Raw genomic sequence first — 15,125 nt, 5'->3', positions numbered from 1 at the left:
GCGTCCGCCCTGGGGGTCGATGAGGGCAATGGGTTGGTCCACCCAGGCGCGGGCATTGGACGTGATGTGGGCGGCGGCGGTGTGGGGTGGCTCGGGCAGGTATTCAAGCCGGGTGCTGGTGGCCAGGTCACCAGCGACCACGGTGGTTTGCAGCAGGCGGCCCCAGGGGTCGTATTGGTAGTGGGTGTGGATGCCGTTGGTGCTGGTGCTTTGCAGCAGCAGGCCGTCGGCGTCTGTGCCGGGCAGGCCCCAGCGTTGTTGGCTGCTGCGGCCATCGGCCCCTTGCACGCCCAGCAGGTTGCCTTGGCCGTCGTAGCGCCAGTGGGTGGTGCGCCCCAGTGGGTCGGTGGCGGCGATGCGCCGGCCTGCGCCATCGTATTGGTAGTGTTCTTCGCTGCCGTCGGGGTTGACTTGCCGGGTGATGCGTTTGAGGCCGCCTCGGCCTTCGTGGTGGTATTGGGTGGTGCGCCCCAGGCTGTCGCGCACGGTGGTGCAGCTGGCGGCTTTGGGGTCTTGGGGCAGCGCGTCCTGGTAGATGAAGGTGTAGCTCAGGCCTTCTTCGTTGTGGTGTTCGACCACGCGGGCGCCGGGGCGATCGTCTTCGTAGCGGTAGCTGTGCTGGGGGCCGCTGCGCACGCGGTGGCCGACCATGCGGTGGGCGCTGTCGTAGCTGAACTGGCGGGTGCGCTGGCCGTCTCTGGTGTGCACTGCGATGAGGTCGCCCAAGGGGCTGTAGTGGTAGCGCACCAGCGGGATGGGGTTGGCCTTGCCTGGGGCTGTTCCTGCCTGGGTGCTGTCGTGGGGGTTGTGAACGCAGTCCACGCCGAGCAGGCGCAGGCCGCTGTCGGGGTTCAGTCCCGTGACGTGCGGGGCTGGGACTTGGGCGGGGGGCGTTGTGGTCGCTGACGCCGCTGCCGCTGTGCTTGGCTGGTTGTACAGCAGGGCGTAGCGGCGGCCTGCGCCGTCGGTGATGCCTTGCAGGCGTCCGTGTTCGTCGTGGTGGTATTGCTGGCTGCGGCCAAAGGCGTCGATGAGGCCGATGAGGCGGCAGGGGCCTTCGGGCTGGACCTTGAAGAGCCAGACGGTGCGGCCGGTCTGGGTGGCTGCCAGGATGTAGCTGGCGTCTGCCTTGGCGGCTGCGGGGACGTGGGACCAGCGTTGTTGGTGTATCCAAGGCAGTAGCTCTTGGGCCTGGTTGGCAGGGGCGCTGCTGCTGTAGGGTGCATCCCCGCCGCCGCGCAGCAGCAGGAGCGATTCGCTGTCGCTGTGCAGGGTTTGGCCTGCGCGCAGGGGTTCGTCAAAGGTGATGACGCGGCCACCGGCGTCGCGCAGCAGGGTCTGGGTGGGCTGGAGTTCGATGCTCAGTTCGTGGGGGAGCTTCCAGCCGTAGCCCAGCAGGCCGCAGTCTGCGCCGTGTTCTGCGTTGATGTAGCTGCTGTACTGGCGTTGCCAGACCAGGGGCATGGGGCCGGGCAGGGCAAAGTCCAGGTCTTCGGGGCCAAGCAGGACTTTGGCGCCAAGGGTGGGGTTGACGGGGCTGCCAATGGTTTTACCGCCGGGGCAGGTGGAGCAGGCGATGCCGCCTTGGGAGCCGATGAGGACTGTCAGCGATCCCTGGATGATCGGCCCTCCGGATTCCGTCAGGTCTCCCAGCCGCGCAGCTTTTTTTCCCATGGTCTTCCCTCAATCAAGTATGTTGTTGTTCAGACGCTGGCGCTTGCAGGAGCGCCGCGATGCGCGCGATGTCGGCGCGACTAAAAATTCAGTCCGCGATGCCGACCTAGCAGTTGAGCTTGTCCAGAGGCGAAAGCACTTCAATCTGGCCGGGGGTGAGCTTGATAGTGCTGCTGCCCACCGTCAGCAGAATCTCTTCCTTGGCGTTGAGATGGATCTTCTTGGACTCCAGGAAGATTTGGCTGGCATCGATCTTGATGCAGCTAGGTGCATCGCCACCACCACCGCCTGCACTGCCGCCGGAAGGCGCAACGATATGGTCAGCCCCAGCACCGGCAGCTGCAGAGCCAGCGTCGCCGCCCCCACCACCGACCTCCAGCACGTAATCCTTGCCCACCGTGGTCTTCTGGCTTTGCCCGACCTTGGTGGTCTGTGTCATGCCCACGATGGTGGACATCATCATGCCGATGTTCTGGCTGTAGGCAACGCCAATGTTCATCACGCGAACCAGCCCGACGTTGAGCATAGACATGATGCCGATGGTGTGCTGCCTGGTGAGGCCGATCTTTACCGTCTCGTTCTTACTGACGGTTTCGTCTCGGTTGTCACCGATGCTGATCTTCTCATTGTTGTCAACACGCTCTGACCGGTTGCTATGAATCGTGATCGTCTCATCGCCATCAACCTCCTCCGTCCGCCAGCCGTGGATGTTGATCTTCTCATTGCGGTCAACTATCTCCGTGCGGTCACGATGGATGGTGTTGGTCTCGTCCCGGTCAATGGTCTTTTCACGATCCCGGCCCACCCACTTCTCTTCGTCGTTCTCGACTTCGGTCAGCTGGTCCTTCTGCGCGTGGATCCACAGTTGCTCTTGCCCTGCCTTGTCTTCAAAGCGCAGCGCGTTGGCGTCGCCGGGGCCCTTCTTAAGGCCCGGACCCGAGGCGCCGCCTTTGCTGGAGCGCGTCAGGATGCCGCTTTGGGTCGCGTTGGCAGGCAACGTCCAAGGCGGCATGTTGACCGCGTTGTAGACGCAGCCCGTGAGGATGGGGTAGTCGGGGTCACCGTTGATGTGGTCGATGATGACTTCCATGCCAATGCGAGGGATGAACACGGCGCCAAACTGGGGGCCCGCCCAGCTGGTGGATACGCGCACCCAGCAGCTGGAGTTCTCGTCCATGGAGCCAATGCGGTCCCAGTGAAACTGCACCTTCACACGGCCATATTTATCGGTCCAGATCTCTTCGCCCGGTGGACCAACCACGACGGCGGTCTGTGGCCCACGGGTGCGGGGTTTGGGGGTGCTGCGTTTAGGGCGATATTCGATGCTGGTGGGCTGAGCGCGGATCTCAAACTGCTGGATGGATCCTGCTTCCTGCGGGTTCTTGGTGGCGGTTGCGCCCTCTCCACGACTGCTGCTCACTTCGGGGTTTTCTTCGAAGTGGTAGTGCACGCTGAGCACCAGATACTGGCGGTTCTGGTCTTCGCGCGGGTAGTTCTCCAGATTGATGGTGTAGCCAGGCGCCAGATTGCGTTTATTGGCGCGCCCCAGCACGCGACTTTGTTTGGTCAGGTGTTCTTGCAGGCGCAGCTTGGCGTAGGTTTCGCCATCAGGAAACTCGGTGTAGCCACCGGGCCATTCGTAGATCTCGTACTTGTCATGCTCATGCCCGGGCGGGTTCTGGCGCATGTTGGAGAGGTCAGCCCTGGGCTTCTTGAAATCGTAATCGTCGTTGTAGTGCCTGCCGGGCTGCACTTCCTGCAGCAACTCCCATGCGTGGAAGTGTTCTTTGTCAGCAATGGCGGCCTTGCCGGGAGGATGAAACGGAATGACGTTACCGCCGGGCAGCGGGCTGTGTGAACCCACGATGTCGTCTGCCAGCACCAGGGTATGGCTGCCTGCGCTGTGCGTGAAGTAGTAGTACGCGCCTTCGTGCTCCAGCAGGCGCGCTACGAACTGGTAATCACTTTCACCATATTGGGTGCAGTAGTCCCAGGTGCGGTATGAGCGGGTGAGCTTCTTTTCAATAGGAAAGCCGTATTTGCCCAGCACCTCCATGATGATGTCCGGCACCGTCATGTGCTGGAAGATCTTGAAGTCGGTCTTGCGAGTGGCCATCCACAGCCAGGGCTTCAAGCGCAATCGGTATGAGGCCCAGCGGTGGTCCTGCCCTTGCATTCCGAAGTGGGTGATGAGGCCGCTGAGGTAGCGTTTGCCAAGACCTTCTGTCTCCACCACCACCGATGCCGCCTTGCCCAGCAGGGCTTTGGGGTCGACGCTCTTGCTCTGGCTGACCAGGTCAACGTCGAGGGAAAACAGCTCGCTCAGCGTTTCTGTTCCATCGAGTTTGCGAAACTGCAATTGCTCGCCCAAGGGCGTTTGGATAGTGACGCGACGGGTCATGGCAGATGAAGAAATCTCTGGTGTAAGGCGATCAGCAACGTGGCCGACAGCTGTGGCGGGCAAGCAGTGCACGCAGTACGGAGGCAGCGAAGCACATGCATCACCACCTCGCAAGGCGAACACAAAAAAAGAGCCGCGTCCAAAGACACGGCTCTTGGGTTGCGCTCACGGTGTGGACGCAACCAAAAGCAAAGCCGATCAGGCTTCCTTGTTTTCCTTGATGCTGAAGCCCATCTGGCTGGTAGCGCCCTTGCCACCCTGGCTGGTTTGCTCGGAGTACTCGGTCTTGACCTTGGCCGCCTGGAAAGCGTAGTTCACAACCACTGTGTCACCAGAGCTGGTGCCACTCACGGTGACGTTCGTCACCATGACGTCAGTCAGCGTGATCTTGCCGAACTCGATCTGCGTGCCACCGGCCTTGCACATCGAAATTTCCACTTGACCCAAGTGCTTACCGGTAGCGCAATGCTTGAGCACTGCGGGGTAGCACTTGTCGATGTTGGCAACGATGTTCAGGTTCTGGAAATCGGCCTTGCCAGCGCCTGCACCACCACCAGACGCCATCGAGTGCGGCTGGGTGACCCCCCAGGTGAAGGACTCGACATCGGTCCAGTCCTTGTGCGCCGCGTCTTTCGACTCACCGCTGGCGCCTTCAACCTTCATAAAAATTGCAACTGTCATTCGGGTACCTCTCCTTGGTTCAAAAAATGCGAAGCAATCACCACCGACGGCAGCGCGCTCGCGCTCTAAATTTCCGCAAAGGCGTTAGGCCTTCACAGAAGATCTGCCCAGAGAGGAGTACGAAATCACCCGCGAAAAAACGCGTTGGAGCCCAATTTGAATCCACTGATTCGCATGAGCCACCCGCACTTGATACACGGCATTTCTTTGACGGAATTACCCGTTGCTTGCTTGAAATCCCCTCCCTCGCAAGCTTGTTTGCGGGCGCATGATACGGGCGCATTTCAGAAAAGGGGGTTTCAAGTGACAGCAAATAAGCCGACCTCCGCAACATTAGAAACAGTGTGTTTCTTCGCGCTAAAAGTGTGTGTTTTGCGACCTCTCTTGCAATTTCTCCACGGTAGACTCGCCCGCGATCAGCAGACCAGTTGACGCGTTAGAAGAGACGATCGCTTTCAAAAGACGGATGACCTGTCTACGAAGGCTCGCTCCTAACGGCCCCGCATCAGGGTGGCCATATGGTTCGAGTTGATGTGAATGCTTAGTACTCTTTTTACGAGAGATGGCGGCAACTTGTAAGGCTTGTCTTGCATATCACCGATGACACATCGGTATATCGAAGAACTTGTGTTGGTCGTTACATGAACCGTGCGGTGCCTCCGCACTTGCCTGCAAGCGCACCCATCGGCTTTGCACCGCATGCCGCCACGGCCCACAGGTTGAGCCAGGTTGATATTCAAGAATGAAAAATGAGGGCGTCGCGTGATGATTGAAACTGTCGGGGGTTCTGCCAACTGCTTAGAGCCCGGTGTTCATATTGGTGAATACCGGCTGCTCGACGTGATTGGCGAAGGGGGGTTCGGCATCGTTTACAGAGCGCGCGATATCAGCCTCGATCGGATCGTTGCGATCAAGGAATACATGCCGGCCACCTTGGCGGGTCGCAAGTCCTCCAATGAAATCCATGTGCGCTCTCAGCACCGCGGTGCCTTTGATGCTGGATTGCGCAGCTTTATCAACGAAGCGCGCTTGCTGGCAAAGTTTTCGCACCCCGCCTTGGTCCATGTGTACCGGTTCTTCGAGTTCAACGGAACTGCCTACATGGTGATGCGTCACTACGAAGGACAGACGTTTCGTGCGTTCCTCAGCGCACAACATGACCGCATGAATCAGCGCATGCTCTCGGCCATCGTGAGCCCCGTTCTCGATGTGGTCGAGATGCTTCACGCAGCTGATTGTTATCACCGGGATATTGCGCCCGACAACGTTTTTTTGCAGAACTCCGGCATGCCCGTGCTGCTGGACTTTGGCGCGGCGCGGCGAATCATCGGCGACATGACGCAGGCGTTGACGATGGTGCTCAAACCTGGGTTTGCGCCTATCGAACAATACGTCGATGATGGCGCCATGCCCCAGGGCGCATGGACAGATATCTATCAGATAGGCGCAATGCTGTACCTGGCGATCACAGGCAAGCCCCCCGCGACATCGGTGGCTCGGATGATCAACGACCCCGTGGCTGCATTGACCCCTGCGAACCATGCAGGCTATTCGTCCCAGTTCCTTCAAGGTGTCCACCTCGCGCTTGCCGTGAAGCCTCAGGACCGGCCACAGACAATTGCAGAACTCAAAGAACTGCTGGGCATCACGACTTTCACCTCCCCCATTTTCACGCCATGGGTCAATGCAGAAGCCCCTGGCATGGTCAGTGCCTCGGCTCATCTATTGCCCGCCCAAACAACAATCGGGTTGATGACAACGCATGCCTCATCCGAAGCGACAATCGCGGACGAACCGGCAGGCCCATCTGCTGAAGGCCATATCGACTGGGGGCAATTCGGAAAACCGCAACCTGGCGGAGCGGCAGACGAACCCGATGCCCGACAGGACCGACGCGGCATCGCGTCTGCGCCCATCAATCCGGACGCATCACATGCCTCGACCGAGACCGTCGTCATGGAGCCACCTGAATCGCTGGGCGCCCGTGGCATTTCAATCCCTGCCGTCCGGCAATCAGTCCCCTTGGCAAGAAACGCGACCGATGGAACCACGCACCCCGAAGTTAAGTTTGCGGCGGAGATGCCAAAACAAAGTCCCCAAAGTACTGCGCCTCAGTCCACAGAAAAAAAAGCGGGACTTGGCAGCAACTCTGCGTCGATGCGCTGGATTGCCATCGGTCTCGCCGCAGTTGCAGTGACCACGATGGCTTTGTGGTGGGGTGGCAAAGATTCTTCTTCGCAAAGTGCGGCTTCGTCGGCCATTGTGGATGAGCAGCAATGGAGAGAGTCAAAGGCCGTTGGAACGGCTGCGGCACTGGACGCCTACCTAGCGGCACAGCCGACGGGTAAGTACCGTAGCGAAGCGTTTGAATTGATCAATCGGCTGGAGGCCGTAGAAGCCCCGTCGCGTACAACGCCGGTCGAAGCGACTGCCGAGCCTGTGGTCATCGCGGTAGCGCCGCCCCCCCCAGAACGCCCCCAAGCGCCTGAATCAGTACCAAAAACGGATGTTTCCACCGCCCCTGGGGCTGCGCCAAGTGCAGCAGATTCAACTTCTGGCGTAAAGGTAGCGGTAACTGCCAAGCCCGTTGGTGATGTTGGGCGCGTGGTGCTTCGGGTCAGTCCATGGGGCCGGATTTCTGTGAACGGCAATGCTATGGGAACGACCCCTCCGCTCACACAAGTCGAGCTTCCCGAAGGAACCCATCGCATCGAAGTGAGTAACCCAGCCGCAGCGCCGGTGGTCAAAACCGTACAGGTAAAAAAGGGTGAACCGGTGGTACTGAGCCATCAGTTCGAATAACTTTTTCCACCACTCTCTGAAGTCTTGCTGCCATGTCAATGAACGCTTTGCTGCGCCGGGTTGCGCTTTGCCTATGGGCCTGTGCTGGCGCTGCATTTGCGTCAACCGATTGCGATGAATCTGCGAGTTCAGACATGCGAGGGGCGGACTCGGCCTCAGGCCGTCAATTGCTGGGCCAGGGCATCTCGCTCTATGACTCTCGCAGGTTGGACATGGCGGAGAAGGCTCTGCAGGCATCTTTGTTCTCCGGTTTGCCAGACCGTCGCGAACGATCCACCGCCCACAGGTACCTCGCGTTTGTGTACTGTACCAACAAGGAATGGGCCCGGTGCGATGCGGCCTTTGATGCCGCGTTCGAAGCCAGGCCATCTTTCGCACTCGAAGAATACGAATTGCAGGGCACCCCCTGGCGCGAGGCCTACCTGAAAGCGCAAGGAAAGCGGGGGTTGAGGTGCACACGGCCGCTGCACAGCTCCGCAGGCAACCAACGCAACGCAGATGCAAACCCGCATAGCTTCTCGCTGAATAGCACGGTGATTACTGCGATCACCCCGCTATTGCCATCAACGGGCTATCTCCAAATGTCGAATGGGGCACCGTCTTCAGCCACTTTGGGGGCGAGACCACGCTCGGACCACAACATCCAGCTGCGTGTTTCGCCATGGGCAAACGTCAATCTCAACGGCAAGCGATTGGGAGTGACCCCCCCCCTCACGGAGATGAAGCTGCCAGTAGGTTCTCACACGATTGATCTGACTAACCCCGGCTTTGAAACAGTGCGCAAAACACTGAAGGTCGACAACGACCAGACGATCACGATTACCCATGACTTTGATGCGAGATAAATGATGAATACCCGCTTTTTGAACTTCCTGCTTGTTGGCTGTGCCTGTCTACTCGCAGCGGCATGCCAATCCACTCCGGACGCACCTCCAGCAAAGGTGGAAACGGTACAACCTGTTGTGTCTGAGCCACCTGCTACGCCCGTCGCCCCCATAGATCCGCGTGCGCAGAAAGAGGCGCTACTCACCGAGGCCCTCAATACCTATGCAGAAGGTCAGTTTGAAGATGCCATATCCAAGCTCACCCCCTTGGCCGATGCCCCGGAACTGTCACTGACGTCACAGATCAAGGCCCGAAAGTTCATGGCATTCGGTCACTGCGCCCTGGGTCGCACGCGCCCATGTCGCCAGCAGTTCGACTTGGCTCTCGAACAAGACCCAACATTTCAACTCACCGAAGCTGAGAAAGGCCACCCGGTCTGGGGGCGCGAGTTCAACAACGCCCGGAACTCAGCGCGCAACAAACGCACGATACGCAAAGCACCCTGACTTGCTAGACGAATACTGAGCGCGAATCTGATGGACAAGATTGAACTGGTGGTCACACACCAAACTGGAGTGCCGATTGACCGCCTCTGGTCTGCGGTATTTGGCATGGCCGGAGGCACCATTGGGCGCGCCGGTCAGAACAAATTGGTGCTACCTGACGCAGATGCGGCTGTTGCACGGGTCCATGCCATGGTGCGCCTGGACTCTGATCGCGCCTATATCGCGAACTTGTGTGAGCGCCGATCCGTGCTGGTGGGCGGACTCGAAGTTTTATCAGGGCAAGAGGTTCCCCTGCTGCCCGGCGCCGAGATTGGCATTGGCCCCTACCAACTCAAAGCCAGCCTTCCGGGGGAGGTCCGCCGCGAAGCTCCTACCCAAAATGCGGCAACAGTGAGCACGACTGCCACCAGTTTGCCATCTCAGCCCATGCCAACAGCACTGAACGCCACGCTGCAAACAAGCACGACGGCGCTCAACCTTGCCTCGCTGCCTAACCCTTGGGCAGATATTCCATCCATCGTTGGCGAAGAGTCATATCTCCCTGAACTTGCAGGCATACGTTCCCAGAACGAGCGCGGACGCGATGATCGCCCGCCTTCAGACAACCCATTTGCAATACTCGGCCGGGTAGAGACACCCAACCAACCGCCTTCCGCGGCGCACCAGGCGATTGATACCAAGACGACCGCCGAGAGATTGGACTCAGACGCTACTACCACTTCAACGCCAACGCACGGAGTCATCGACAACCCCTTCGAGCAGAGCGCGCCAGCGGCCAGATCGTTGCGATTGCAACCATCCGAACACCGCGCCATGGTGATCCCAGACGACTTCGATCCGTTCGCGGCGGACCCCAAAGACGTGTCAGCCAGCCGCGACGCCTGGAGCGGCGATCTGGTTGCCAAAAGCCTGGCAGAAGTCGCACAACTTAAACATGATGAACTGCTGCAGTCTTTGCCCAAGACGAGCCAATTCGCCGGTGAAATGGACAACGCTGCGCATGCGGGTCTTCCGAAGCAGCTGGATCCCAGCGTGGAACTCAACCCCCTCAAGCTATTTCGCGAACCGGGGGAGGCCATTTACGCCGAAACCGCAGACCACGGCATGTCCCGGGGATCCGATCTCACGCAAGTTTTCAGCATGCCACGAGAAGTCCGGAGCGGATTACATACGGACCCGGGGAATCTTCAACATCCGCATGAGCCACAAGAGTCCAAAACAACAGAGCCGGCCTTTGCGGCAGGGCTACAGCCCACGCAAGGTCTGGATTTGGGCCTATTTGGAGGTGCTGTGGCCAGCGTCACTCCAGACCTCTCGATTCTGGAGAGGTATGTGGACAAAGCTTCCGGATGTGAAGCAACGCCGCCCCTATCTCCCATCCCGCAGAGCGAAAGTCTCAGCGACAACACAAGCCAACAAGACGGACGCCTTACCCAACCTGCGCCGCCTACGGACCGAGTTAAGGGGGGCAACGCTACAGAGATAGAGCGCCCCACAGCCACCACCGATTGCCATGCTCCAGTGGCCAACACCATTGCGGCAGAGAACCTTTCAGACCGAAATGACACTCGGCAGTGCGCGCAGGCACTGGCCAAAGCTTTTCTTGACGGGGCAGGGATAGCGCCGGAGAGGGTCGCCCTCTCCATCACACCAGAATTCATGCGGACCTTTGGCGAAGCTATACGCATCGCCGTGCAAGGGTCTATTGATCTGCTGTCTGCACGATCTGAAATCAAACGCGAGTTCCGAGCGGACGTCACGATCATTGCGTCAGGAGCAAACAACCCTTTGAAATTCTTACCGACTGCAGAAGGGGTGATGCTGCAGTTGACCGGACAGACATTTCCGGGGTTCATGAAACCCGTGCCGGCAATGCAGGAGGCCTACAACGACCTCGCGGTACACCAGATTGCACTAATGGCCGGAATTCGTGCAGCTTATGCGGAAGCGACTGCACGCCTGAGCCCTGCCGAACTGGAGAAGAGTGCGTCCAAGTCGGCAGGTTTCCTGACAAAAGTATCGGCGCTACACCGCAAGGCGGCATTGTGGGACGACTACCAGCAACGGTACGAGTCCATTCGCCGCCACGCTGAGGATGACTTGATGGCGTTCTCCGGGAAAACGTTTGTTGAGGCCTATGAGAATGCCGCACAAGCCGCTGAGGAGAACCTGTGATCGCGCACATCGCCGGTGAGGCACATCGGCTTCAACTCATGGTTTCCGCCATCACAGAAAAGGGTGGCCGTGCGTCCAATGAGGACTACCTCGGCATGATCGATCTCGGCCAGAAGGGATTCTGCTGCACGTTGGCAGACGGCGCTGGGGGGCATGGAAACGGCGCTCTGGCAGCGCGGCTGACTGTAGATGCGGTGCTGGGCGGCTACAGAGAGAACCCTATGTTCGCCCCCGCCAGCCTGGCCTCCCTGATTTTTCGAGCCGAGCACACGGTCTCAGAGGAACAACCCACCTCCACTTCACGCATGCACATGAGCGCTACGGTCGTACTGCTCTGCATTGAGCCAATTACTGGCCGCGCACTGTGGGCGCATTGGGGCGACTCGCGGCTGTACTGGTTTCGCAGCGGCAAGGTCCACCGCATGACCGAAGACCACAGCGTGGTGCAGCAACTATTGCACGCTGGCATGTATGCCAACAGCGATCCACGGTCGATTCCCAATCGCAGTGTGCTGGCGGGCGCGGTGGGTGCTGAGTCTCAGGTCCCCCCTACTGTGCTACCCGAATCCATGGAGTTGCTGGAGGGCGATGCATTTTTGCTGTGTTCTGACGGCCTGTGGGAGAACCTGCACGAATCCGCGATGGAAGACGCGCTTCACGCATCAGATCGTCCGGACGTATGGCTGCAGAACATGGCGAGCGCCGTGAATGCACAAAGCCGTCCCCATCAAGACAACCTCAGTGCATTCGCTGTCTGGGTTTCTGCCAACCCTGCTGTCACCTGAAATTCAAGGACTATTGCTGTGATCATCGACAAAAAATTGCGGCGAGCCGTTCTCCGATCTGTTCCCATCGCCATTGCCGTATCTGCACTTTCGGCTTGCGGTGTGGTGAATACGCTCAACCGCCCGGCGGAAGCACCTACTGCCGTCCCCTCGGCAATCATCGAGATCATCGCTGAGCGCAGCCTGAACCCGGACATTGACGGTCTGCCGAAACCCATCTTGCTGCGCATCTACGAACTTCGTGCACCAGCAACCTTCGAGCGTTCGAGCTTCTTTGATCTCCAGGACAAGGACGAAAGCCAGCTTGGGGGCGATTTTGTGCGTCGAGAAGAGTTTTTGATCGCGCCAGGCGAGCGGCGGGTTATTGAGCGCAAGGGCAATCCTGACGTGCGTGCATTTGGCTTTTTCGCAGGCTACCGAGACCTGGAGCGCAGCACGTGGCGGGCCTCCGTGGACGCCCCCAATTCTGTAGAAATGCGTCGCCGATGGTGGGGCCTCGGCCAGACCGAGCGACTCAAACCTGTGCACTACTTGGTCACAGTTTCGCGCGATGCAGTCCGCGTTCAACATCAAATCACTTCAAGGTAGAACCATGGTCTGGCAAAGAAAAGTGGTGTGGGCAGAGGGCATGTTTTTGCGCCCACAACACTTTCAGCAACAAGAGCGATACATCGATTTTCTCGTGCAAGGGCGCAGCCTGCCAGCGCAGCCTTTCTACTGGGGATTCTCGGAACTCACGCTGGATACGCAGATGTTGGCTCTCGGCAAAATCGCACTGATCTCGGCACACGGAGTTATGCCGGACGGAACGCCGTTCCAGATACCGCAAGTGGACGATGCACCGCCACCACTGGACGTTGGCAAAGAGATCAAGGACTCCCTCGTATATCTCTCGCTTCCCTTGCGTCGGCGCAGTGGTGCAGAGGTCACGCTGAGCGAACTGGGCGGTGGGATGACACGCTACCAGACAGAAATCATGGAGGTGTCCGATGTGAACGATGTCGGCGCCCAGCCCGCTGAAGTGCAACTTGGCAAGGCCCGCTTCAGCTTGCGGGCCACGCGGGATCTGTCGGAGGGATGGGTGGCGCTCCCAGTCGCCCATGTGGTCGAACGCAAGTCCGATGGATCAGTCCTTCTCGACAAGTCATTTATACCGACCGTAGTAAACAACTCCGAAACTTCGGCCTTGTTTGCGTTCTGCCGCGAACTACACGGTCTTTTGAAGCAACGCGGGGCGGCATTGGAGGATCGTCTGATACAGCCAGGCCGGGGCGGTGTCGGCGAAGTCGGAGACTTTCTGATGCTGCAATTTATCAACCGCTGGGAGTCCGCGGTAGAGCACTGGGTCAGAGTCCGCACCATCCACCCGGAGCGCTTGTTTGATGATCTTCTCAAAATGGCTGGAGAGCTTGCCACGTTCACCCGAGAGCAACGTCGTCCCGCCCCACTGCCCGCCTATGACCATGATGATCTGCGCAGTTGCTTTCCGCCACTGATGTTGGAACTTCGTCGTGGCCTGTCCTCGGTCCTTGAGCAGAATGCCATCCAGATCGAGCTTCAGGAGCGCCAGTACGGTGTGCGCGTAGCGTTGATCCCGTCGACCGAACTACTCACCACATGCGACTTTGTTCTCGCGGTGCACGCCCAGACCACGGTTGAGTTTCTGCGCACTCACTTTCCCACACAAACAAAGCTGGGGCCCGTCGAGAAAATCCGCGACCTTGTCAACCTGCACCTCCCTGGCGTTATCTTGCGCTCGCTTTCTGTCGCTCCACGCGAGATTCCGTACCACGCTGGTTACTCGTATTTCGAAGTGGACACGACCCACGACCTGTGGCGCCAGTTGAACAGCTCAGGGGGGTTGGCCATGCACGTCTCTGGCGAGTTTCCAGAATTGCAACTGGAGTTCTGGGCGATTCGCAGATAAGAAATGTCTATGACAATGCAAATGACGGACAACCTCTTCGCTGCGAGTTCAGGCGGAGATGCGGTTGGCGGGACCTCAGGCCTGATGGATACATCAATGCCCCCCCCTGCAGCTGCTCGAACAGATCTGCCCGACGTGGTCAGTGGCGGAAATCCACTGGTCGCATCTGCCAATGCGCTTCTGAATCTGATACCGCAGATTCGAGCCATGGCGTCCAACTCCGACCCCGAGGGCTTTCAACGCTTGCTTCTCGCAAACATTCGCGAGTTTGAGCGCGGCGCCGGTGTGGCTGGCGTTCCCATCGAAACCGTGATTGGGGCGCGTTACTGCCTTTGCACAGTGGTGGACGAAGCCGCTGCGCAAACGCCCTGGGGCGGATCTGGGGTATGGCCAAAATTCAGTTTGCTGGTTGCGTTGCACAACGAGACATGGGGCGGTGAGAAGTTCTTTCAGTTGCTTGCGAAATTGGTTCAAACACCACATCAGCACATCGACCTGATCGAGCTTATGTATTTTTGTCTGATGCTTGGCTTTGAAGGCCGCTACCGGGTGATTGAAAACGGCCGCAGCCAACTGGAAACGTTGAAGGCACGACTGCTCTCATTGATTGAAAGTACACGCGGCGACCGCAGCAGTGCACTGTCGATACGCTGGAAGGGAGAAGAACGCAAAGCAGCGCCTCCCTGGACGATGGTTCCCTTGTGGGTAGCCACTGCGCTGGCATTGCTTTTGGCTTTCCTCTTGTTTCTCTGGTTTAACTATCGGCTGGCTGCCCAATCTGACGCATTGTTTGCCGCCATCAACTCCATCCGCTTCCCCAAAGCCATTGCGGCCGTCACGGCCGTTGACAAACCCCGGCTACGCCAGTTTCTGGAGCCCGAAATCAGGGAAGGCTTGGTAGAAGTCATTGACCAGGCAGACCGCAGCACCATCATTTTGCGAGGCGACGGCTTGTTCGACCCTGCATCCACCAACGTCAAGCCCCGTTATGTGCAAGTTATCGAGCGCGTGGCCATTGCCTTGAACGAAGTTCCTGGAAGGGTCGTGGTGTACGGCTACACAGACACATCGCCTATACGCACCGCCCGTTTTCCATCCAACTGGCACCTTTCCCAAGAGCGTGCTCAATCAGTCTCCGAGATGCTCGTCCGCACGGTGCGAGACAGCACGCGAGTCCGTGCGGAGGGTCGAGGCGAGGCGGACCCTGTGGCATCGAACGCCACCAGCGAAGGCAAGGCGAGAAATCGTCGCGTTGAAATTATTCTTTTGGTAGCGCCCCAGGTGCGTGACAACGAACTACAGGCCGTTGGCGACAACGCCGCCCGTAGCGAGAGCGTTAGGAAATGAGC

At 58.9% G+C, this 15,125-nt stretch carries 11 protein-coding genes; 8 read left to right on the top strand and 3 right to left on the bottom strand.

Features of this window, described 5'->3' with window-relative positions; translation table 11 throughout:
• The 3 genes from ACK41V_RS12090 to ACK41V_RS12080 form a co-directional block, all read right to left on the bottom strand.
• Positions 1–1,674: DUF6531 domain-containing protein (locus ACK41V_RS12090; protein WP_409782555.1), on the bottom strand; the 1,674-nt coding region annotated here is incomplete at its 3' end.
• A 106-nt stretch (positions 1,675–1,780) separates the two neighbouring features.
• Complete coding sequence (locus tag ACK41V_RS12085) at positions 1,781–4,075, bottom strand: type VI secretion system Vgr family protein (RefSeq protein WP_409782553.1); 2,295 nt, start codon at positions 4,073–4,075, stop codon at positions 1,781–1,783.
• Between the two features lie 198 nt (positions 4,076–4,273).
• On the bottom strand, positions 4,274–4,756 hold the full coding sequence (locus tag ACK41V_RS12080; protein ID WP_409782550.1) for an Hcp family type VI secretion system effector: 483 nt from the start codon (positions 4,754–4,756) through the stop codon (positions 4,274–4,276).
• Between the two features lie 765 nt (positions 4,757–5,521).
• Between ACK41V_RS12080 and ACK41V_RS12075 the strand changes: the two genes are divergently transcribed.
• From ACK41V_RS12075 to ACK41V_RS12040, 8 genes are all read left to right on the top strand, one after another.
• Positions 5,522–7,558, top strand: a complete 2,037-nt coding sequence (locus ACK41V_RS12075) for a protein kinase domain-containing protein (protein WP_409782563.1) — start codon at positions 5,522–5,524, stop codon at positions 7,556–7,558.
• Positions 7,559–7,590: 32 nt separating this feature from the next.
• A complete protein-coding gene (locus ACK41V_RS12070; protein ID WP_409782547.1) occupies positions 7,591–8,403 on the top strand; it encodes a PEGA domain-containing protein in 813 nt (270 codons plus the stop codon).
• Entirely contained in the window at positions 8,404–8,889 is a 486-nt protein-coding gene (locus tag ACK41V_RS12065) for a TssQ family T6SS-associated lipoprotein (RefSeq protein WP_409782545.1), read from the top strand.
• 30 nt (positions 8,890–8,919) lie between these two features.
• Positions 8,920–11,064 carry a type VI secretion system-associated FHA domain protein TagH gene (gene tagH / locus ACK41V_RS12060; protein ID WP_409782542.1) on the top strand — a complete coding sequence of 715 codons (2,145 nt, stop codon included), beginning with the start codon at positions 8,920–8,922 and terminating at the stop codon, positions 11,062–11,064.
• Entirely contained in the window at positions 11,061–11,849 is a 789-nt protein-coding gene (locus tag ACK41V_RS12055) for a PP2C family protein-serine/threonine phosphatase (RefSeq protein WP_409782539.1), read from the top strand. The genes tagH and ACK41V_RS12055 overlap by 4 nt, the downstream gene beginning before the upstream one ends.
• An 18-nt stretch (positions 11,850–11,867) precedes the next feature.
• Positions 11,868–12,437 (top strand): type VI secretion system lipoprotein TssJ, encoded by a 570-nt coding sequence (gene tssJ, locus ACK41V_RS12050; protein WP_409782536.1) that lies wholly within the window; start codon positions 11,868–11,870, stop codon positions 12,435–12,437.
• A 4-nt stretch (positions 12,438–12,441) separates the two neighbouring features.
• Complete coding sequence (tssK, locus tag ACK41V_RS12045) at positions 12,442–13,776, top strand: type VI secretion system baseplate subunit TssK (RefSeq protein WP_409782561.1); 1,335 nt, start codon at positions 12,442–12,444, stop codon at positions 13,774–13,776.
• 84 nt (positions 13,777–13,860) lie between these two features.
• Positions 13,861–15,123: a DotU family type VI secretion system protein gene (locus ACK41V_RS12040; protein WP_409782558.1), complete on the top strand. Its 1,263-nt coding sequence runs from the start codon at positions 13,861–13,863 to the stop codon at positions 15,121–15,123.
• Positions 15,124–15,125: the final 2 nt, after the last annotated feature.

Origin of the sequence: Acidovorax sp., assembly GCF_046291265.1 — a bacterium.
Classification (GTDB): domain Bacteria; phylum Pseudomonadota; class Gammaproteobacteria; order Burkholderiales; family Burkholderiaceae_C; genus Acidovorax.
Note: the sequence above shows the minus strand (reverse complement) of the source record. Positions and strands in the feature narration are given on the sequence as shown.